A 19958-nucleotide genomic window follows, 5' to 3' on the forward strand; every position below is an offset into this window, starting at 1 on the left:
AACTCCTTGGACGATGGCCAGGGGAGCGTAGCATGAAAGCGCTAGCGTCCATGCCAGTAGCGCGGCCGGCTGGCCCGGTACTGCGCCACATCAATATTGTCGCCGAACGCCAGCACCACCGCCCCCGTCACATCCGTGCGCAGCCGGGCTATGCCCATGTCGCCATAGCGCGCATACACCTGCGCCTTCGGATGTTTATAGCGGTTGCGGTGTCCCACCTGGAAAATCGTCAGGGCCGGATGGACGGCGCTCAAAAACGCCGGCGTGGACGAGGTGCCGCTGCCGTGGTGCGGCGCCAGCAGCACGTCGGCCGCCAGTTCGCCGTCAGCCGAGCGCGCCAGCAATTGCGCTTCCTGCGCCGCTTCGATATCGCCGGCCAGCAAGATGGCGTGCTTGCCTGCCGTGATTTTCACGGTGCAACTGCGGGCGTTCGGTTTCAGGGAAATGTCTGTGTGGCTGGCGGGCAATGGGTGCAGCATGGCAAAGCGCACGCCTTCCCAGGTCCAGCTTTGGCCCGCCATGCAGTGCAGATATGGCAGGCGGGCTTGCCGCCGGGCCTCGACGGCCGGGTGGCCGTCGAACAAGGACGAGGCCAGCCAGCCTACGCTGATATTTTCCAGCAAGGATACGGCGCCGCCCACGTGATCGAGGTCGCTGTGGGAAATGATCACGCCGTCGAGCCTGGCAATGCCGCGCGCGCGCAGGTAGGGTACGATGACTCTGCTGGCGCCATCGGAATCGAGGCTGTAGGCGGGGCCCGTGTCGTACAGCAGGCGGTGCTTGTGTGTTTCTATCAGCACGGCCATGCCCTGCCCCACGTCAAAGGCCGTCACCCACAGCTGGCCCGGCGGCGGGCTGGACGGCAAGGCCGTCAGCAGCGGCAGCCAGCCCAGCATGCCCGCCCAGCGATGGGGCCATCCCCGTGGCGCCAGCAGCCATGCCGTGCCGAACAATGCCCAGCAAAAACTCCACATTGGCGGCGCGGGCGCCGTCCACACGGCAAAGCGGCGCGCGCCCAGCCAGTCCAGCACCTGCGCCAGCATCTGCACGATGGCGTGTGCCAGCAGCAACAGCCAGTCGCACAGGGGCGCGGGCAGCAGGCTGCCCGCCAGCGACAATGGCGTGACGACCAGGCTGATGACGGGAATGGCCAGCGCATTGGCAACGGGAGACACCAGCGAGACTTGCGAGAACAGCAGCATCGTCAACGGTACCAGCCCCACCGTCACCACATACTGCGTGTGCGCGCCGAGCGCCACGGTGGCGCGCAGGCGCCGCCACCGGCTGGCGCTCTCCGGCAACGGCGCCGTGGTGCGCCCCGCCGTCGCGTACAGCATGGTGGCGACGGCGCCGAACGACAGCCAGAAGCCGGGCCACAGCACGGCCCACGGGTCGAGCAGCACCACCACGCCCAGCGCCAGGCACAGCACGTGGCCTATGCTGGTGATGCGTCCCAGCCACAAGGCCAGCGCCACCACCAGCAACATGTACAAGGTGCGCTGCGCCGGCACGCCGAAGCCGGCCAGCAGCACATACAAAAATGCTGCCAGCGCGCCGGCCAGCGCCGCCACCTTTTGCGCAGGCAGCAGCAAGGGCAGTTGCCGCTCCGTAAAAAACGAGCGCCGCCACAGCGCACCGGCGCCCAGGGCGAACAGGCCCGCGATCATCGTGATGTGCAGGCCGGAAATCGAAATCAAGTGGCTGACGCCGGTGCGGTTGAACACCTGCCAATCCGACTGGGGAATGGCGCGCTGGTCGCCCACCACCAGCGCCACGATCACGCCCGCGTACTGTTTTCCGTCCAGGCTGCGCAAGATACGTGTACGCAGGGCCGCGCGGCTGGCCTCCACCACATTGCCGAAGGCAGGCACGAAGGCCGCCAGGCGCACGTTCGGCGTGTCCGCGCGCGGCTGCGGCCGCACATAGCCCGTGGCGCGCACGCCCTGCTCCAGCAGCCATGCCTCGTAGTCGAAGCCCATGGGATTCGCGTTGCCGTGCGGGCGCTGCAGCCGCACCGTAAGGCGCCAGCGCTCGCCCGGCTGCACATCGCCCACCTCGTTCGTCACCTCATCGCGAAAACCCGCATACCAGGACAGGGCAATCAGGGGCGGCAGCTTCGCGCCAATGGCCTGCTCCACGGCAAAATTGAAGCGCACGCCCTGATCGAAGCGGTACGGCAGGCTGGCCACCGTGCCGGTGACGGTGACGTCCTGTCCCTCGTCGGCCAGCGCCAGCTGCGGCGCCAGGGCTGCCTGGGCCAGCCAGGCGGCCCAATAAAATCCCAGACCCACGCCAGCGGCAAACGCAGCAATGGAACGCCAGCCGGAATGCCAGCCAAAACACCAGGGCGCATGGCGGCGCAGCAGCAGTGCCGTCAGCAGCGATACGCCAGCGATGGCCGCCAGCGCGGCGCCCGCGTGCGGCGGCAAAGTGGCCCGCGTCTGCAGCCAGGCGGCGCCAGCGGCAAAGCCGAGTATCAGGGTGCGCATGGGAGCTCGACGCGAATGGGGCTCGGATACTGTGCCCCTTTCGCGCCATGTGCCGTCTGATCTGGCGCAATGGTGCGTAACAATGGTGCATAAGTAAGGCAGTGCACGCGCGCAATGTGCCATGGCCGCTGGCGGAACTTTCCCCATGCTAAGATGGCCATCCGGCGCCCGGGCGCACGACTTTGCGGACCTTGCATGACCGAGCTGACAGCGGCCGAAACCTATTTGCAGGACTTTCATCAAAGGCAAGTCGGCGTGACCAGCGCTGCGTTTGCCCATCTGCCCGCGCGCTCCGCCAGCGGCACTTACGCCTCGTCCTACGACCTACTGACCAGCCTGGTACCGGCCGTGGATACGCCGTTGACCGTGCTCGACCTGGCCTGCGGCGATGGCCACCTGCTGGGTTTGCTGGCGGCGCGGCAACAGGCGCAGCTGCAGTTGCTCGGCGTCGACATGAGCGAGGCCGAACTGGCCGCCGCGCGTGCCGCCCTGCCCGCCTCCGTGCAGCTGCTGCAGGGCCGTGGCCAGGCGCTGGACCTGCCATCGGCCAGCGTCGATTATCTCGTCTCGCATATGGCGCTGATGCTGATGGACGACATCGAACAAGTCGTGCGGGAAATGCGCCGCGTACTGCGCCCCGGCGGCCAGTTCGCGGCCATCGTCGGCCGGACTTTCTTGCTGGGCGAAGTCAACGATGTTTTCATGCGCGTGTTCAAGGCCATCGCCAGCGACGCGCTGCCGCCGCTACGCTTCGGCGACCGGCGCACGGGGTCGGAAGCCGGCTGGCGCGAGCTGCTCGATGCCGGTTTCAAGGAAGTTGAATTCGACGACATCGACGTACCGTGGACCACCACGCCGGGCGACCTGTGGGCAGCCCTGCGCGACACCTACGATATCGACCGCCTGGACGATGACGCCAGGCAGCGCCTGCGCGGCGCGTTCCTGGATGCCGTAGCGTCGCTGCCAGCCGGTGACGGATTGATCGCCACCGGCTGGGGGCTGCGCGCCGTGCGCGCACAGGCAGCCTGAACTGCCATCGATGCCACGGTTTGCTGGCGTCAGCGGCAACAGGCTACGATAGTGGCTGCCGCTGGCGCGCAAGCGCGTGCAAAACGCTTAGTCCTTGGGCGGGCACGAGCCTGGCTCGCAGCACTCCTCCTGGCAACCGCAAGCTTGCTGACAGGCGATCCTCTCGGCACCGCACTCGGCTTGGGTGGTACTGGTAGCAATGCAAGCCTTCCATTCGACAGCGCAGTAGTGATAGCAGCTTGCGAAGGCTGGCGTCGCCGTCACAGCTAAACCGAGACCTGTCGCGAAAAGAAATGCAGCAAGCTTTTTATTCATAGTGCTCTCCTAAAGTCGGATGGCTGATGAATCCCTGCGCGCGCCATCCATCGGCGCAGGGCCACATACACAGGTATGTCAGGTGTCATCGCACGCTGGTCATGTATCAGCGCGAAGTGAAAAGTCCTGCGGCCACCAGCGGATACTGGAGCGCCTTCAAATCAAAGCCGTTCATATAAACGCGGCGAGCTCCAGGCGATCGCCAGGCCGGCAGCCAGAATAATGCCGCACATCGCCGTCAATTTTAGCTATTTTTAAAAAATGCCAAAAATCCTATCGCAAAATCTGAGGCCATGATCAGCTCACCATTATTAATTGTCAAGATAATTCAATTCATTCCGCACCGGCGGATAATTTCTCGTGCAATGAAAAATACAGGCACAATACGGAAACGATCCCACCGTGCTTAATTTCAAATCGACAGCGCAGGAAGGCGCATTTGTTCGTGTCGGATGCTGCCGGCGCCGTGGGAGCGTGGTGATAATGACCCATTGCCGGATACGCGCAAGAAAACAGGTGCGACCTCGCATCCAGAAAAACAATCTGCCATGATTCAAATATCATCACCGTCGATATCAATAGAAACTTACTCTTTGTTATTATCGATGCTGCGGCAATTAAAGTTTCACAATTAAAGTTTCACAATTAAATTTAACAAATGAAATTAACTCAATAAAAATGCATGCAAAAATTCCCACTCCAATAAAAATATAACAGGGAAAAATCCGATAAGCGAAAAGCACCAGATATCGCATTCCCATTCCGCTCTCTAGCAAGGTGATTCGCCAGAATGGAAGCGTCGCTCTCAATTCTTGGCAGTCGCTCATCCAGCCCAGGGAATCATCGCTTTAAAGATCAACACCCTCCGCAACATCCGCACCGCGCCCGGGAAAAATCTTTCCCCGGCGCACGGTATAATCGGCCTCGCTTACTTCTACACCCAGGCACGACATGACTTCCTCCGCACTTCCTCCCGACACTTCCACCGACATTTCCGACAGCACCGAAGACAATAACGACGCCACCCTGGTCGCGGAACTGGGGGAACTGGCCGAGCATATCCGCCTGGTCAAGATGGAAGGCCGCGTCTTCGTGCGCTTTTCCGGCGTGGTCAAGGCGGGCCACCTGATGGTGCCGTATGCGCTGGTGCCGGCACAGGGCGTGCTGGCGCGGCCGGCCAAGTGGCGCAAGATGGAGCGCGAAACCAAGCTGGCCCTGGTGCGCGAACGGGCCGGCGCGGCCGTCTTCGAGGAGCTGCGCCAGCACGTGATGGATTTCGTCGCCGATATCGCGGGCCTGAGCGAAGACGTGGACACGGACCCGATGGTCTTCCTGCACACCCTGGCCGACATGCAGACGTCGGAGCCGGCCGGCATGGTGTTCGACCGCATCCGCCAGCGCTTCAATCACGCCATCGAGCGCCAGCAGGAAGAGCAGCACGCGGCGCGCACGCGCCAGAGCATCAACCTGGCCGAATATCCGGCCTCGTTCGAGATGGCACGCCGCCTGCCGCGCCGCTTCGTCGCCCTGCTGGGCCCCACGAATTCCGGCAAGACGCATCGCGCCATGGAAGCGCTGGTGAAAGCGAAAAGCGGGATTTACCTGGCGCCGTTGCGCCTGCTGGCCCTGGAAAACTACGAACGCCTGCAGGAAGCCGCGCCGCACGGCAAGCCGCTGGCCGTGAGCCTGATCACGGGCGAAGAACGCCGCGTGGTCGACGGCGCCACGCACGTCGCCAGCACGGTGGAAATGCTGGACACGAAAACCGTCGTCGAAGTGGCCGTCATCGATGAAATCCAGATGCTGGCCGACCCGGACCGGGGCGCCGCATGGACGGCGGCCGTCTGCGGCGCGCCCGCCCATACCGTGTACCTGGTGGGGGCGCCGGAAGCGCGGCGCGCCATCGAGGCGCTGGCCGAGCGCCTGGACTGCCCGCTGGAAGTGCACGTACTCAAACGCATGGCACCCCTGTCGATGGAAGCGACGGCCGTGCGCAAGGTGCGCAACCTGCGCCGCGGCGACGCCGTCATCGCCTTTTCGCGCCGCGAAGTGCTGATGTGGCGCGACATGATCACGGAAACGGGCCTGTCCGTGGCCACCGTCTACGGCAACCTGTCGCCCGAAGTGCGGCGCGCGCAGGCGCAGCGCTTCCGCGACGGCACGGCCGATATCGTCGTCGGCACGGACGCGCTGGCGATGGGCCTGAACATGCCGATCGCGCGCATCGTCATGACCACCTGCGTCAAATACAACGGCCGCGAAGAGGAAGAGATTTCGGCCGCGCTGGCGCGCCAGATCGCCGGGCGCGCGGGCCGCTACGGCGTGCATGAAGAGGGCCTCGTGGCCGGCTACGACAACGAGACGCATGAAGTGATGCGCGCGCTGCTGAAGGAAAAACTGCATGCGCTGAACACCAGCGGCTTTGCCGTGGCGCCCTCGCTCGAACATCTGCACCGCATTTCGTCGGTGACGGGCGAGCTGTCGCTGTCGAAACTGCTGCGCCGCTTCATCCACAATATCGACGTGCCGGACGGCTTTTTCTTCCCCCGCATCACGGAAGACCAGAAGGAGCGGGCCGTCTGGCTCGACACCCTGCCCCTGTCCGTGGCCGACAAGTTCACCCTGTCGCTGGTGCCGATTTCCAGCAAGGTGCCGTCCTTGCAAACGGCGTGGGAACACTGGGCGAAGAATCTGTCGCAGGGCAAGACGTCCACCTTGCGCCAGCACGCGTATGGCGGCGGCACGCAGAATCTGCAGCAGGTGGAAGACACGTGCCGCTACTACTCCGCGTATGCATGGCTCAGCTACCGCCTGCCCGAATTCTTCCCCGATATCGCCGTGGCGCAAAACCTGTCGCGCGACGCTTCGGAACGCGTCGATTCCATCCTGCGCGCGCACAATGCGGCGTCGCGCGGACGCTCGAAGAAATTCAAATAGACCTTGGCTCAAACAAGCGCTAGCGCAATTCCCAGAACCACACTTCGGCGCAGGTCCAGTAGCACTCGCTGCCGCAGACTTTCACGCCGATCGATGGCAGCAGGATGTCGATATGCCCGCCCGCGCCGCCCAGGTAGCCGGGAATGCGGAAAAAGGCGACCAGGCCCTTGCGCTGGCCGATGCCGGCGATGGCCGCATCGCGGCTGAATTTTTCGGGTGCGCCCAGCATCGAGGGACTGGCCAGCATGTGCGCCAGCTTGGCCTGTCCCGGTTCGATCAGCGCGCCCTTGAACGGCCCCTTGCGGATGGCCATGCGGCCTTTCAGCCCGATGCCCGCCTTGATCAGCGCCAGGCTGACGCGGATGGCGCAGGTATTGGCAAAGCTGTCCTTGCCGACCAGGTCTTCCCAGCCGATTTCGCCGAACAGGGTGGCCTGGTCGACGGCCGCCACGCTCGGATAATTTTCACGCAGCTTGATGAATGCAGGTTTCACGTCAGCCTCCCGTTGATGGTGGAGTGGAACAGGGAAAACGCCGCGCCAGGATGGCCACGATCAGGGCCGCCGCATCGCCCTGGCGGACGCGGGCCGGCAGCCGTTCCAGCCCCGCGACAAGCAGCGCATCGATTTCCACCGTTTTCAAGCGGCCCGTGTCGCACCATTGCCGGCCCTGCGCCGCATCGGCCACGCCGGCCAGATAGCCTTTCGCATAACGCTGATCGAGCAGGAAAGCGGGATCTGGCGCCTCCCCCGCCGGCCGCCTCTCCTGGTAATACGCGATCAGCTGGTCGGCGCTCAGGCGTGGCGCCGGCGGGTAGCCGGCGGCTGACGCGGGCGCGAAAAGCGCGCTCGCGCACAGCGCGGCAAGGGGTACGACATGGCGCATGGCCAGCCCTGGTCAGTGGTGGGATATCTGGCCGATTGTAGGGCGATGGGGCGACCTCGCACTGAGCGAGGTCAAGCAATCTGCACTACGGCTTGGTCCCCGCATAATGCAGCTTCAGCACCAGGCCATTATGGTCGTCGGCCATGTAGATATCGCCATCCTGGCCCTGCTTCACGTCCACGGGCGCACCCCGGCCCTGCTTGCCCTTGCGCTCCCAGTTGCCGATCAGCTCGACGGACTTGCCCAGCGGCGCGCCGGCCTTGTCGGGCAGCAGGGCCACCAGGCGGTGGCCGTTGCTGCGGTAGCCGTGGTAGCCGATGATCAGGCTGTTCTTGTACAGTTCCGGGAAGCGGCTGGCCGTATAAAACGTCATGCCCAGCGGCGCGGCGTGGCCCGGCAGCAGGCGCTGGGGCGCCGCATATTGGGCCGAGCACGCCGTCTTCGGATATTCGGGGCTGGCGACGTTGTCGTCGTAGCAGTACGGCCAGCCGTAGTGGCGGTCGGCCTTGATCAGGTTCAGCTCTTCATGCGGCAGGTTTTCGTCGCTTTTCAGCTGCGGCATGGCCGCCTGGATGGCGTCGCGCGCGTTTTCCGCCTGCCACAGTTCGCCCGTGGCCGGGTGGAAGGCCAGCGCCATCGAATTGCGCAAGCCGCGCGCATGCGTGCGCCAGCTCGTCACCGTGCCGGCCGGCCAGGCCATCGTGTATTCGCGGATGGCGCCCAGCGCTTCCGGGCCTTCCGCCGAAGCGCAAGCCTTGGTCGGATCGGGCGCCTTGCCATCGTTCTCGCAATGGTCGGTGCTGGAACCCACGTTCACGTACAGGTCGCCCTTGGGGCTGAAGCGCATGTTCGTCAGCAGGTGCAAGCCGAGGCCAGGCAGGCGCGGCGTCTTCGCCGTGCCGCCGATCACGTCGGTGATGGCGCGGGCCGGGTCGCGCAAGTCGAAACGGAAGATGCGCCCCACCTCGCCCACGTAGACCATGCCGTCCGGTCCCTGCACGATGCCGTTCGGGCGGTCGAGCTTGTCGAGCAGCAGCTTGCGCTCGTAGCCGCCACCGGCCGCCTTGGGCTGCAGCAGCCACAGCTTGCCCTGCTTCGGCGCCCATCCCGTCATGTCCGTGACGACGATGTCGCCATTCGTCAGCGGCAGCACGCCGCGGGGGAATTTCAGGCCATCGGCCAGCACGGCCACGCAAAAGCCGGCCGGTGTGGCGACGTCGAGGCGCGGCATGCCGTCGCACTGGGCGCCCGGCGCCGCCAGGGCCGGCGCAAACGCGCCGCCCAAACAGGCCGCCAGGGCGCCGGCGATGATCTTCTTGTTCATTCTGGTCTCTCCATCAAGGGTAGTCGGGGCATCACGGCGCGCGCATTGGCGCTGGTAACAGCGGCCACCTGCGCGATGTCGAGGCCGCGCAGCTCGGCAAGCACGGCGCCGATGCGCGGCAATTCTTCGGGGCTGTTGCGGCCCGGGTGTATCCAGCTGGGGGAGATGTCGGGCGCATCCGTCTCCAGCACGATGGCCTCCAGAGGCAGGTCGGTGGCCATGCGGCGTATCTGCAAGGCGCGCGTAAACGTCATGGCGCCGCCGAAACCGAGCTTGAAACCGAGGTCGATATAGCCCTGCGCCTGCTGGAAGCTGCCGTTGAACGCATGCGCAATGCCGCCATTCGGGCGGATCTGGCGCGCGTGCTTGAGGACGATGTCCTGCGAGCGGCGCACGTGGGCCAGCACGGGCAGGTCGAAGTCGCGGGCGATTCGCAGCTGCTCGCGCAAAAAATGCTCCTGCTTGGCGCGCATGGCCGGCTCGCACAGCATGGGAATGAAGAAATCGAGGCCGACCTCGCCGATGGCGACAAAGCGCGGGTCGTTCATGGCCAGTTCCACGGCGGCGCGCAGGACGCTCAAATCGTCGTTGGTGGCGTGCGGCACGTAGATCGGGTGGATGCCCAGCGCGTAGCAGGCGTTCGGCGCCGCTGCCGCCAGCTCGCGCACGATGGCGAAATTGGCCCGTTCGACGGCGGGAATGACGATCATCGCCACGCCCTGCTGCTGCGCGCGCGCCGCCACCTGCAGCGATTCGCTGCCGAATTCATGCGCGTCCAGGTGGCAATGCGTGTCGATCCACTGCATGGCGGCTCCTTAGTATTGGTACGGCTGCAGCCCTTCATCCGTCAGGCGCAGCACGCGGTCGCAGCGCCTGGCCAGTTCGATATCGTGCGTGACGATGACGAAGGCCGTGCCCAGGGTGCGCGACAATTCCAGCATCAGGTCGAAAATCTGTTCGGCCGTGGCGTGATCGAGGTTGCCCGTCGGTTCATCGGCCAGCACGCAGGCCGGCTGCGTGACGAGGGCGCGGGCCAGCGCCACGCGCTGGCGCTCGCCGCCCGACAATTCGCCCGGCGTGTGCGTGACGCGCTTGGCCAGGTTCACGCGCGTGAGGATCTGCTGCGCCAGCTCGGTGGCGGGCGCGCGCTTCATGCGCCGTATCATCAGGGGCATGGCGACATTGTCCAGCGCGGAAAACTCGGGCAGCAGGTGGTGGAACTGGTAGACGAAGCCCAGCGAGGCGTTGCGCAGGTCGCCGCGCGCCTTTTCGCTGAGGGTGGCGAAATCCTTGCCCAGCAGGGTGACCTTGCCGCTGGTGGGCGTATCGAGGCCGCCCAGCAGGTGCAGCAGGGTCGACTTGCCGGAGCCGGAGGCACCCACGATGGCCACCCGCTCGCCGCGGTGGATGTCGATGTCGATGCCGGCCAGCACCTGCACCTTGTAGCTGCCCTGCGTGAAGGTCTTGCCCAGGCCGCGGCAGGAAAGCACGGCGGAATCGGCGGAAGCGCCGTTGACGGCAGGTTTGTTCAGATCGGTCATGGTCATAGTCAGTGGTTTATTCATAGCGCAGGGCTTCCGCAGGCTTCACGCGGGCAGCCCACCAGCTTGGGTACAGGGTCGCCAGGAAGGCGAGGATCACGGCCAGCACGCCGATCTTGGTGACGTCGGGCCAGCGCAGGTCGGACGGCACGGTGCTGATGAAATAGATGTCCTTGGAGAGGAACTGCACGCCCAGCAGGTGCTCGATGAAGGGCACGATGACGTCGATGTTCATGGCCACCAGCACGCCGCCGCCCACGCCCAGGATGGTGCCCAGGATGCCCACCAGCGCGCCCTGGATCATGAAGATCTTCATGATGGAACGGGGCGATGCGCCCAGGGTGCGCAAAATCGCGATATCGGCCTGCTTGTCCGTCACCGTCATCACCAGGGTGGAAACGAGGTTGAAGGCGGCCACGGCGATGATCAGGGTCAGGATGATGAACATCATGCGCTTTTCCGTCTGCACGGCGGCGAACCAGTTGGCGTTCAGCTTGGACCAGTCGCGCAGCCACAGGTCGCCCGGCATGGTCTTTTTCAGCTCCGCCGCCACTTGCGGCGCCTGGTTCATGTCGGCCAGGCGCAGGCGCAGGCCGGACGGGCCGTCGAGGCGCAGCAAACGCTGGCCGTCTTCGATATTGATGAAGGCCAGGCCCGCGTCGAATTCATTGTGGCCCGCCTGGAAGATGCCGCTGACGGTGAAGCTGCGCATGCGCGGCAGCACGCCGGCCGGCGTGACCTGGCCCTGCGCCAGCATCAGCGTGACTTTTTCGCCGAGGTTGACGCGCAGCGCGCGCGCCAGCTCGATGCCCAGCACGATATTGAAGGTGCCCGGCTGCAGGGCCTTGAAGCTGCCCATGCGCGTCTGGCCGGCCACGTCGGAGACGTTCGGCTCTTCCTCGGGCAGCACGCCGCGCACGATGGCGGGGCGCAGCGCGTCGTCGCGCAGCAGCATGCCCTGCGTTTCCACGAACGGGGCGGCGCCTTTCACGGCAGGATTCTTGAACGCCTGCGCCGCTTCCGCGCGCCAGTCCGGCATGCTGCCGCTGTTGTCGAACACTTCCACGTGCGCCAGCACGGACAGCATGCGGTCCGTCACTTCCTTCTGGAAGCCGTTCATCACGGACAGCACGACGATCAGCGCCGCCACGCCCAGGCCGATGCCGGCCATGGAAATGAGGGAAATGAAGGAGATAAAACTGTTGCGGCCACTGCGCTTGCCGGCCCGCGTGTAGCGCAGGCCGACCAGCCATTCGTAGGGAATATTTTTTAACATGCTCATTAATTCATTAATTCTCAGGGGTCAGACCCGATGGGTCTGACCCCAGCAGTTTGTTAATCAGCCAATGACTCATACCGCAGCAAAAGGCTGGGGTCAGACCCGACGGGTCCGCCCCCGGTACACAAGCCAACTATTCGTAGCGCAGCGCCTCGGCCGGCTTCACGCGCGCGGCGCGCCAGCTCGGGTAGATGGTCGCCACCAGCGCCAGGCCAAAGGCGATCAGGCCGATCTGCGCCACGTCCAGCCAATGCACGTCGGACGGCACGGCGCTGATCTGGTAGATTTCCTTGGAGATGAAGTGCAGGCCGAAGATGCCTTCGATGAAAGGCACGATGACGCCCACGTTCAGCGCCAGCAGCACGCCGCCGACCACGCCCAGGGCGCTCCCCAGCAGGCCCACGAGCGCGCCCTGGATCATGAAGATCTTCATGATGGAAAACGGCGAGGCGCCCAGGGTGCGCAGGATCGCAATGTCGGCCTGCTTGTCGGTGACCGACATCACCAGGGTCGAGACGAGGTTGAACGCTGCCACGGCGATGATCATGCTGAGGATGATGAACATCATGTTCTTCTGGCTTTGCACCAGCGCATACCAGCTGGCACTGGCGCGCGACCAGTCGCGCATCCACAGCTGGCCCGGCATCGACGCCTTCAGTTCGCGCGCCACCTGCGGCGCCTGGTTCATGTCATGCAGGCGCAGGCGCAGGCCGGACGGGCCGTCGAGCTGCAGCAGCTGCTCCGCGTCCTGCATGTTCACGAAGGCCAGGCTGCCGTCGAGTTCATTGTGGCCGGCCTCGAAGATGCCCGCCACCTTGAGCGCGCGCATGCGCGGCATGACGATGCCATTGGCCGGATCGCCCGCCTTCGGCTCGCGTTCCAGCATCAGGGTCACGTTCTTCCCCACTTTCACGTCGAGCGCCTTGGCCAGGTCGATGCCCAGCACGATGTTGTACGAACCGGGCGTGAGGTCCTTGAAACTGCCCTGCTTCATCTGGCTGGCCACGCTGGAGACGGTGGCTTCCTGCTGCGGCAGCACGCCGCGCACGACGGACGGGCGCATGGTTTCGTCGTTGAGCAGCATGCCCTGGGTTTCCACGAACGGCGACACGGCCTTCACTTGCGGATTGGCGTAGGCGGCCCGTTCCTGCGCCTGCCAGTTGGGCATGGAACCGCTGGTATCGAACACTTCGACGTGGGCCAGCACCGACATCAACCGGTCGGTGACTTCCTTCTGGAAGCCGTTCATGACGGAGAGGACGACGATCAGGGCGGCCACGCCCAGGCCGATGCCGGCCACGGAAATGAGGGAAATGAAGGAGATGAAGCTGTTGCGGCCACTGCGCTTCCCGGCACGCGTATAGCGCACGCCGACTTGCCACTCGAAAGGAAATTGTTTGATGATGCTCATGCGCTCCCGCGACAACGATGATATGCGAGCGCGCAGTGTGCCACACAAATGGCACTCATGCGTGAAACACATCACCGTGACGCCATTTTCGCTGCGCCTCCGGACTCCCGGCATGCGGGCGGCGGCCGGGCAGAAAACGACGGGGACTACGCCCCGCCGCCACAATCGCCTACAATCTCGGGATGAATCAACTTACCCTCGTCCTGCCCTGCGCCTTGCCCAATGCCGAAATGGCTGCCGACCTGCTCAAGGTCTTGCAGGCGCCAGCCCTGGCGGCACTGCTGTCGCGCTCATCCACTTGCAATTTAGAAACTTTTGACAACGCCAACCGCCTGCTGCCGCACGAAGCGTGGCTGGCGCACGCGCTGGGCCTGGCGTCGGCGCCCAACGGCGAGGCGGCGCAGGCGGCGTTCGCCGCCCAGGCCATGCGCGGCTACGGCCTGGCGCCAGAGCCGGGCGGCCGTTATTTCCTGCTGCACCCAGCCCACCTGACCATCGCCCGCAGCCATATCAGCCTGGAAGACTTGCGCCAGCTCAATCTGAGCGAGGCCGACGGGCGCGCCCTGTTCGACATTGCCGCCCCGTATTTCGACGAAATCGGCCAGCCGCTGGCGTATGGCGACGCGGGCACCTGGTTCATGCGCGCCGATGGCTGGAGCGATTTGCAGTGCGCCTCGCCGGACGGCGCCACCACGCAGGACCTGTCCGTGTGGATGCCGGAAGGCGAGCATGCGCGCGCCGCGCGCCGCCTGCAAAACGAAGTGCAGATGCTGTGGCATGAACATCCCGTCAATGCAGCGCGCGAAGCGCGGGGCTTGAAAGCCATCAATTCCTTCTGGCTCTGGGGCGCCAGCCAAGCTACGGCGCAAGCGCCCGCCTGCGCCGCCCGCCTGCATACCGGCGATGCGCCGGGCTGGCTGGCCGCGCTGGCGGAACCGGCGCAGCGCCATGCCAGTCCAAACAGCGTGCTGGCCGACAAGCAGGACGCAATCGTCGTGCTGGGCGGCCTGATCGAAGCGGCACAGGGCCAGGAATGGGGCATGTGGCTGCAGCAGTTGCAAGCACTGGAAGCCGGCTGGTTCGCGCCCCTGCTGGCGGCCCTGAAAGATGGCCGCCTGGGCCAGCTGCGCCTGGTGCTGAGCCACCGCGACGCCTGGCTAGCTTGCACCACCAGCAAGAACGCGCAGCGCAAATTCTGGCGCGCGATTACCCTGAACAAGTTGAAAGCATCATGACCCGTACCCGCATCGCCACCCGTCCCTGCCCTTACCGCGAATCCGAACTGCTGCGCCAGGGCGGCATCCACCCCGTGCTGGCCCGCTTGTACGCGTCGCGCGGCCTGTCCGACGCGAAAGAACTGTCGATCGAGCCGAAGGACTTGATACCGCCGTCCGGCTTGCTGCACATCGGCGCGGCCGGCGTCTTCCTGGCCGACGCCATTGCCGCCAAGAAGCGCATGGTCATCGTGGCCGACTACGATTGCGACGGCGCCACCGCCTGCGCCGTCGCCCTGCGCGGCTTGCGCGCCATGGGCGCCGACGTCGATTTCATCGTGCCCAACCGTTTCGAGTACGGCTACGGCCTGACGCCGGAAATCGTCGCACTGACGGCGCGCGAAAAGTCGCCCGACATCATCATCACCGTCGACAACGGCATCGCCAGCATCGACGGCGTGGCCGAGGCGAACCGGCGCGGCATCCAGGTGGTCGTCACGGACCACCATTTGCCGGCCGACACCCTGCCCGACGCGGCCGTCATCGTCAACCCGAACCAGCCCGCCTGCGGTTTCCCGTCGAAGCACCTGGCGGGCGTGGGCGTGGTGTTCTACGTGCTGCTGGCCCTGCGCGCGGAATTGCGCCGGCGCGGCATCTTCGATGCGCAAACCCAGCCCAAGCTGGACAACCTGCTGGACCTGGTGGCGCTGGGCACGGTGGCCGACGTGGTGCGCCTCGATACGAACAACCGCATCCTCGTCGCTCAAGGCTTGAAACGCATGCGCAAGGGCAATATGCACGCGGGCGTGGCCGCCCTGTTCCGCGTGGCGGGCCGCGAAGCGCGCAGCGCCACGCCGTTCGACCTGGGCTTTGCCCTGGGCCCGCGCCTGAATGCGGCGGGCCGCCTGCAGGACATGTCCCTGGGTATCGAATGCCTGATCACGGACGACGAAGGCCGCGCCTGGACACTGGCCCAGCAATTGAACGACATCAACCTGAAGCGGCGCGAGATCGAGGCGGAAATGCAGGACACGGCCCTGCTGCACCTCGACGATTTCGAACCGGCCAACAGCAGCACCATCAGCGTGTTCGACGAATCGTGGCACCAGGGCGTGATCGGCATCGTCGCTTCGCGCCTGAAGGAAAAATTCTACCGCCCCACCATCACGTTTGCGCCGGGCGCGGACGGCTGGATCAAGGGTTCCGGACGTTCGATCCCCGGCTTCCACCTGCGCGACGCGCTCGACCTCGTGTCGAAACGGGCGCCCAGCCTGATCGACAAGTTCGGCGGCCACGCCATGGCGGCCGGCCTGACCATCCGCGCCGACGCCTTCGACGCCTTTTCCCGGGCCTTCGAAGCCGTGGGCCAGGCCTGGCTCAGCGCCCAGCAGCTGGAACGGGTGGTGGAGACGGACGGCCCGCTGGAAGACGCGTATTACACGACGGCCTTCATCGAGCTGATGGATGGCCAGGTGTGGGGCCAGGGCTTCGCCCCGCCCGTCTTCTGCGACGAATTCCGCGTCGTCAGCCAGCGCATATTAAAAGAGCGCCATTTGAAGCTGCTGCTGGAAAAGAACGGCGTGCGCTTCGACGCCATCTGGTTCGGCCACACGGACGCCCTGGGCGAACGCACGCGCGTCGCCTTCCGCCTCGACGCGAATGAATACAATGGCACGACCAAGGTGCAGCTGATGGTGGAGCACGCCGAGCCTGTCTGATGGCGCCAGCCCAAACCTGCTGCACGTCGCGCTTTGCGGCCGGCGATGCTCACCGTGCCCTGGCACGGTTGCGCTTCTCGGCCGCAAATCACTGCCGCTCGCTACGGTTTGGTCAGGCGCCGTGAGGTTTGTGGTCTTATTGCTGTGTCTCGTGCCTGCCTGGAACACTGTCGCCACAAATCGCTGCGGAGGCTGGAACCGGCCTCCCCCACCTGAGAGGTATCCAGCACCATGTTGACCGGCCTGAACCACCTCACCCTGTCCGTGCGCGAGCTGGCGCGCAGCGTTGCCTTTTACCGCGATACCCTGGGCCTGCGCCTGCATGCGCGCTGGGACAGGGGCGCGTACCTGTCGGCCGGTGAACTCTGGCTGTGCCTGTCACTGGATGCGGGGGCGGCCAGCGGCGCGGGCGGCGCCTACACCCACTATGCATTTTCCATCTCGCAGCAGGACTTCCCCGCCTTTGCCGCCCGCCTGCGCGCCGCGGGCGTGCCCGAATGGCAGCAGAACCGCAGCGCCGGCGATTCCCTGTATTTTCTCGACCCGGACGGCCATCAACTGGAAGCCCATGCGGGCAGCCTGGCGCAGCGGCTGGCGGCCTGCCGCGCAGCGCCATATCCGGGCATGGTGTTCGAGGATTGATGCTTTACAGATAAAAATTCATCAAATTCGTTATATTCATTAAAAACGGGAAAATACACTCGCCGTTACAGTGGAAAAACGCCGTTACGCCGCGATATAGCCCTGACAATCTTGTTTTTAAGGCTTAATCAGGCTGACAAGATTGCACTAAATAATGGCGGAATATTCGACAAATTCATGCATAAATGAAAATGTTGATTGAAAATAGTTAACACTTATTTGGCGAATTCGCTAGAATTGATAACGCATCAGGAAATACGTTGCGATGCATGATCAGTTCTGAGGGCAAACCCGTCGAAAGGCGGGGACGCAAAGCCACCGGCCTACCGCGCGCAAGCGCCACGGCAGCGGGGCTGCCAATGCAAGGCCGGGACCGCCAGCGCGCGGCACCAGCCCCTGCATTGTCGAGATGTGGCCCTCGCCCAACTCGGAGAGTTTCGTCATGAAAAAAAGTATCCCCCTGCATTCCCGTCACGGGCGCCTGCTGCTGGGCGCCGCTGCCGCCATCCTGCTGGGCGCTTGCGGCCCCGGCCAGGAGAATCCGGCGTCGGCGCCGCCCGCCGCCATCGCCACGGCGGCCACGCAATTCAGCGTCGAGGTGCCCGTCATTCCCGCCGCCGTCGGCACGCTGGTGGCGCAGCCGATGTTCCATGCCGCCCCCGCCCTGCTCGATGCGCCTGACGGGCGCGACAGCAGCAACAGCAGCAGCTCGGCCCACTGGCGTCCGCACTTGCAGAACGTGCCCGGCGCCATGACGGAAATGCGCACGCGCCGCCTGACGCCGCAAAAGATCGCCGCCGCGGAACAAATGGCGCAGGACATCGCTCCCCTGCAAACGGGCGGCACGGCCGACACCGCCGCGCCCATGGCCGGCAGCAGCGTGGTGGCCACCTACTCTCCCGCGCAAATCCGCGCCGCCTACGACCTGCCCGCCTTGCCTGCGGCGGGCACGGCGCTGACGCCGGCCCAGGCAGCCCTGCTGGGCGCGGGACAGACGATCTACATCGTCGACGCCATGCACAACCCGAACGCGGCGGCGGAACTGGCCATCTTCAACCAGAAATTCGGCTTGCCCGGCTGCACCACCAAGGCCATCGCCACCAACGCCGCCCTGCCCTTGCCGCCCGCCCCGGCCAGCGGCTGCGAACTGTCCATCGTGTACAGCACGCCGTCGAACGCCATGACGGCCACGGCGCCCGCCTATAACTCGGGCTGGGCCATGGAAATCGCCCTCGACGTGCAGTGGGCGCATGCCACGGCGCCGCTGGCGCGCATCGTGCTGATCGAGGCGCCCGACGCGTCCATCAACAGCCTGCTGGGCGCCGTGCGCCTGGCCAACCTGATGGGACCTGGCGTCGTGTCGATGAGCTTTGGCGCCGCCGAAGGCAACTGGACGGCCTCCGTCGACAGCGCCTTCACGGGCAAGAACATGAGCTACCTGGCCGCCACGGGCGACTCGGGCAGCGGCGTGTCCTGGCCATCCGTCTCGCCCAACGTGCTGGCCGTGGGCGGTACCACGCTCAGCTACAGCGGCAGCGGCGTGCGCAGCGAAGCGGCCTGGTCCGGCACGGGCGGCGGCATCAGCGCCTACACGGCACTGCCCTCCTACCAGACGGTCAACGTACCGGGCCTGACCAACCTGCTGCGGCGCAACGTGGCCGACGTGGCCTTCAATGCCGACCCTGCCACGGGCCAGTACACGGCCGTCATGGCGCAGGGCAGCAGCACCGCCAGCTGGCTCAGCATCGGCGGCACCAGCCTGTCCACGCCACAATGGGCGGGCCTGGTCGCCATCGCCAACGCCAGCCGCGCGCTGCAGGCCAAGACGGCGCTGGGCTTGCCGCACAACATACTGTACGGCCAGATCGCCACCGTGCCCGGCACCTTTGCCAGCAGCTTTGCCGATATCACGCGGGGCAGCAACGGCACGTGCAGCGTGTGCACGGCCAAGGTCGGCTACGACCCGCTGGGCGGCCTGGGCACGCCCAACGTGAAAAGCCTGCTGGCCAGCCTGTCGGGCACGCAGATCGCCCCCGCCGCGCCCGTGGTGGCGCCGGCCAGCATCAGCGGCGCGGCCGGCAAGCCGCTGTCGTTTACCGTCTCGGCCAGCGCCGCCAATCCGCTCAGCTACAGCATGCTGGGCGCGCCGGCCGGCATGGGCATCGCCGCCACGGGCGTGGTCAGCTGGGCCGCCCCCGTGGCCGGCACGTATGCCGTGACCATGCTGGCCAAGGATAGCGTCAGCGGCTTGAGCGGCCAGGGCGTGTACACCATCGCCATCGCCCCCGTCGCGCCGCCCGTCGTTGCGGCCGGCGCCATCACGGGCAAGGCCGGCACGGCGCTGGCGTTCAATGTCAGCGTCAGCGCCGCCAATCCCGTCAGCTACGCGCTGGGCGACGCGCCGGCAGGCATGGCCATCAGCAGCGCCGGCCTGGTCAGCTGGGCAGCCCCCGTGGCCGGTACCTATGCCGTCACCGTGACGGCCACGGACAGCAAGACGGGCCTGAGCGGCAAAGGCGTCTATACGGTGGCCATCGCCGCCCCGCTGCCGCCCGTGGTCACGGTGGCCGGCGTCAGCGGCAAGCCGGGCGTGGCCCTGTCATTTACCGCCACCACGGTGGCGCCCAACCCCGTCACCTACAGCCTGGCGGGCGCGCCATCGGGCATGAGCGTCAATGCCGCCGGCGTCGTCAGCTGGGCCAGCCCCGTGCTGGGCAGCTACAGCGTGACCGTCATCGCCAGGGATAGCAAGACGGGCTTGACGGGCCAGGCCGTGGCCACGGTGAAAATCGCCGCCGCCGGTCCCACGATCAGCGCCGCCGCCATGACGGGCGTGGCGGGCAAGGCCATGAGCGGCAGCATCGTGCTCACGGCGCCCGGCGCAAACGCGCTGTGGATCTCGATCATCGGCGCGCCGCTGGGCATGCAGTTCTCCATGAGCGGCATGACCATCACGGCCAACTGGCCGCAGCCGGTGGCCGGCAGCTATGCGCTGAAGGTGGTGGCGCTGGACAATAACGGCTTGACGGCGCAGCTCAGCGTGCCCATTACCGTCACGGCACGATAAGCCGGCGCGGCCAGCGGGCCGACGGGGCGCAGCGGGACAGATGTCCTGCTGCGCCCCGTTTTTTCCTGCGTGCGGCCGTTGCGGAAAATCCGGAAAAGGAGTATAACT

General features: G+C 65.7%; 14 protein-coding genes and 1 riboswitch. Of the genes, 6 read left to right on the plus strand and 8 right to left on the minus strand.

All coding sequences use genetic code 11. From position 1 onward, the window contains the following. Positions 1–41 precede the first annotated feature (41 nt). Positions 42–2489: a DNA internalization-related competence protein ComEC/Rec2 gene (locus GCN74_RS20840; RefSeq protein ID WP_152258446.1), complete on the minus strand. Its 2448-nt coding sequence runs from the start codon at positions 2487–2489 to the stop codon at positions 42–44. A 195-nt stretch (positions 2490–2684) separates the two neighbouring features. Between GCN74_RS20840 and GCN74_RS20845 the strand changes: the two genes are divergently transcribed. Beyond that, on the plus strand, positions 2685–3518 hold the full coding sequence (locus tag GCN74_RS20845) for a class I SAM-dependent methyltransferase (protein WP_152258447.1): 834 nt from the start codon (positions 2685–2687) through the stop codon (positions 3516–3518). 1266 nt (positions 3519–4784) lie between these two features. Further along, positions 4785–6770: a helicase-related protein gene (locus GCN74_RS20850; protein WP_152258448.1), complete on the plus strand. Its 1986-nt coding sequence runs from the start codon at positions 4785–4787 to the stop codon at positions 6768–6770. Between the two features lie 19 nt (positions 6771–6789). On the opposite strand, the gene GCN74_RS20855 is transcribed toward GCN74_RS20850, so the two are convergent. The 7 genes from GCN74_RS20855 to GCN74_RS20885 form a co-directional block, all read right to left on the minus strand. Beyond that, a complete protein-coding gene (locus tag GCN74_RS20855) occupies positions 6790–7263 on the minus strand; it encodes a T6SS effector amidase Tae4 family protein (protein ID WP_226939142.1) in 474 nt (157 codons plus the stop codon). Between the two features lies 1 nt (position 7264). Continuing rightward, positions 7265–7654, minus strand: a complete 390-nt coding sequence (locus tag GCN74_RS20860) for a Rap1a/Tai family immunity protein (protein ID WP_152258449.1) — start codon at positions 7652–7654, stop codon at positions 7265–7267. Positions 7655–7739: 85 nt separating this feature from the next. Further along, positions 7740–8978 (minus strand): PQQ-dependent sugar dehydrogenase, encoded by a 1239-nt coding sequence (locus GCN74_RS20865; RefSeq protein WP_152258450.1) that lies wholly within the window; start codon positions 8976–8978, stop codon positions 7740–7742. Then, positions 8975–9784, minus strand: a complete 810-nt coding sequence (locus GCN74_RS20870) for a TatD family hydrolase (protein ID WP_152258451.1) — start codon at positions 9782–9784, stop codon at positions 8975–8977. Before GCN74_RS20870 ends, GCN74_RS20865 begins: the two co-directional genes overlap by 4 nt. A 9-nt stretch (positions 9785–9793) precedes the next feature. Further along, complete coding sequence (gene lolD / locus GCN74_RS20875) at positions 9794–10519, minus strand: lipoprotein-releasing ABC transporter ATP-binding protein LolD (RefSeq protein WP_152258452.1); 726 nt, start codon at positions 10517–10519, stop codon at positions 9794–9796. Positions 10520–10535: 16 nt separating this feature from the next. Further along, positions 10536–11801, minus strand: a complete 1266-nt coding sequence (locus tag GCN74_RS20880) for a lipoprotein-releasing ABC transporter permease subunit (protein ID WP_152258453.1) — start codon at positions 11799–11801, stop codon at positions 10536–10538. A 130-nt stretch (positions 11802–11931) separates the two neighbouring features. Further along, positions 11932–13209, minus strand: a complete 1278-nt coding sequence (locus tag GCN74_RS20885; protein ID WP_152258454.1) for a lipoprotein-releasing ABC transporter permease subunit — start codon at positions 13207–13209, stop codon at positions 11932–11934. Between the two features lie 182 nt (positions 13210–13391). Here GCN74_RS20885 and GCN74_RS20890 point away from each other — a divergent pair, with 182 nt between their 5' ends. The 4 genes from GCN74_RS20890 (at position 13392) to GCN74_RS20905 (ending at position 19850) form a co-directional block, all read left to right on the plus strand. Then, entirely contained in the window at positions 13392–14444 is a 1053-nt protein-coding gene (locus tag GCN74_RS20890; RefSeq protein WP_152258455.1) for a hypothetical protein, read from the plus strand. Further along, a complete protein-coding gene (gene recJ, locus GCN74_RS20895) occupies positions 14441–16141 on the plus strand; it encodes a single-stranded-DNA-specific exonuclease RecJ (RefSeq protein WP_152258456.1) in 1701 nt (566 codons plus the stop codon). The genes GCN74_RS20890 and recJ overlap by 4 nt, the downstream gene beginning before the upstream one ends. 231 nt (positions 16142–16372) lie before the next feature. After that, a complete protein-coding gene (gene fos / locus GCN74_RS20900) occupies positions 16373–16783 on the plus strand; it encodes a fosfomycin resistance glutathione transferase (protein WP_152258457.1) in 411 nt (136 codons plus the stop codon). 274 nt (positions 16784–17057) lie between these two features. Then, positions 17058–17144, plus strand: a riboswitch (cyclic di-GMP riboswitch). 81 nt (positions 17145–17225) lie between these two features. Further along, entirely contained in the window at positions 17226–19850 is a 2625-nt protein-coding gene (locus GCN74_RS20905; protein WP_152258458.1) for a putative Ig domain-containing protein, read from the plus strand. Positions 19851–19958 lie beyond the last annotated feature (108 nt).

This window comes from Janthinobacterium sp. FT14W (genome assembly GCF_009208755.1).
Taxonomy (GTDB): Bacteria; Pseudomonadota; Gammaproteobacteria; order Burkholderiales; family Burkholderiaceae_D; genus Janthinobacterium; species Janthinobacterium violaceinigrum.

Excerpts from the sequence above, each read along its gene's own strand:
- GCN74_RS20840 (WP_152258446.1), bottom strand. The coding sequence starts at position 2,489 with ATGCGCACCCTGATACTCGGCTTTGCCGCTGGCGCCGCCTGGCTGCAG.
- GCN74_RS20845 (WP_152258447.1), top strand. The coding sequence starts at position 2,685 with ATGACCGAGCTGACAGCGGCCGAAACCTATTTGCAGGACTTTCATCAA.
- GCN74_RS20850 (WP_152258448.1), top strand. The coding sequence starts at position 4,785 with ATGACTTCCTCCGCACTTCCTCCCGACACTTCCACCGACATTTCCGAC.
- GCN74_RS20860 (WP_152258449.1), bottom strand. The coding sequence starts at position 7,654 with ATGCGCCATGTCGTACCCCTTGCCGCGCTGTGCGCGAGCGCGCTTTTC.
- GCN74_RS20865 (WP_152258450.1), bottom strand. The coding sequence starts at position 8,978 with ATGAACAAGAAGATCATCGCCGGCGCCCTGGCGGCCTGTTTGGGCGGC.
- GCN74_RS20870 (WP_152258451.1), bottom strand. The coding sequence starts at position 9,784 with ATGCAGTGGATCGACACGCATTGCCACCTGGACGCGCATGAATTCGGC.
- lolD (WP_152258452.1), bottom strand. The coding sequence starts at position 10,519 with ATGACCGATCTGAACAAACCTGCCGTCAACGGCGCTTCCGCCGATTCC.
- GCN74_RS20880 (WP_152258453.1), bottom strand. The coding sequence starts at position 11,801 with ATGAGCATGTTAAAAAATATTCCCTACGAATGGCTGGTCGGCCTGCGC.
- GCN74_RS20885 (WP_152258454.1), bottom strand. The coding sequence starts at position 13,209 with ATGAGCATCATCAAACAATTTCCTTTCGAGTGGCAAGTCGGCGTGCGC.
- GCN74_RS20890 (WP_152258455.1), top strand. The coding sequence starts at position 13,392 with ATGAATCAACTTACCCTCGTCCTGCCCTGCGCCTTGCCCAATGCCGAA.
- recJ (WP_152258456.1), top strand. The coding sequence starts at position 14,441 with ATGACCCGTACCCGCATCGCCACCCGTCCCTGCCCTTACCGCGAATCC.
- fos (WP_152258457.1), top strand. The coding sequence starts at position 16,373 with ATGTTGACCGGCCTGAACCACCTCACCCTGTCCGTGCGCGAGCTGGCG.
- GCN74_RS20905 (WP_152258458.1), top strand. The coding sequence starts at position 17,226 with ATGAAAAAAAGTATCCCCCTGCATTCCCGTCACGGGCGCCTGCTGCTG.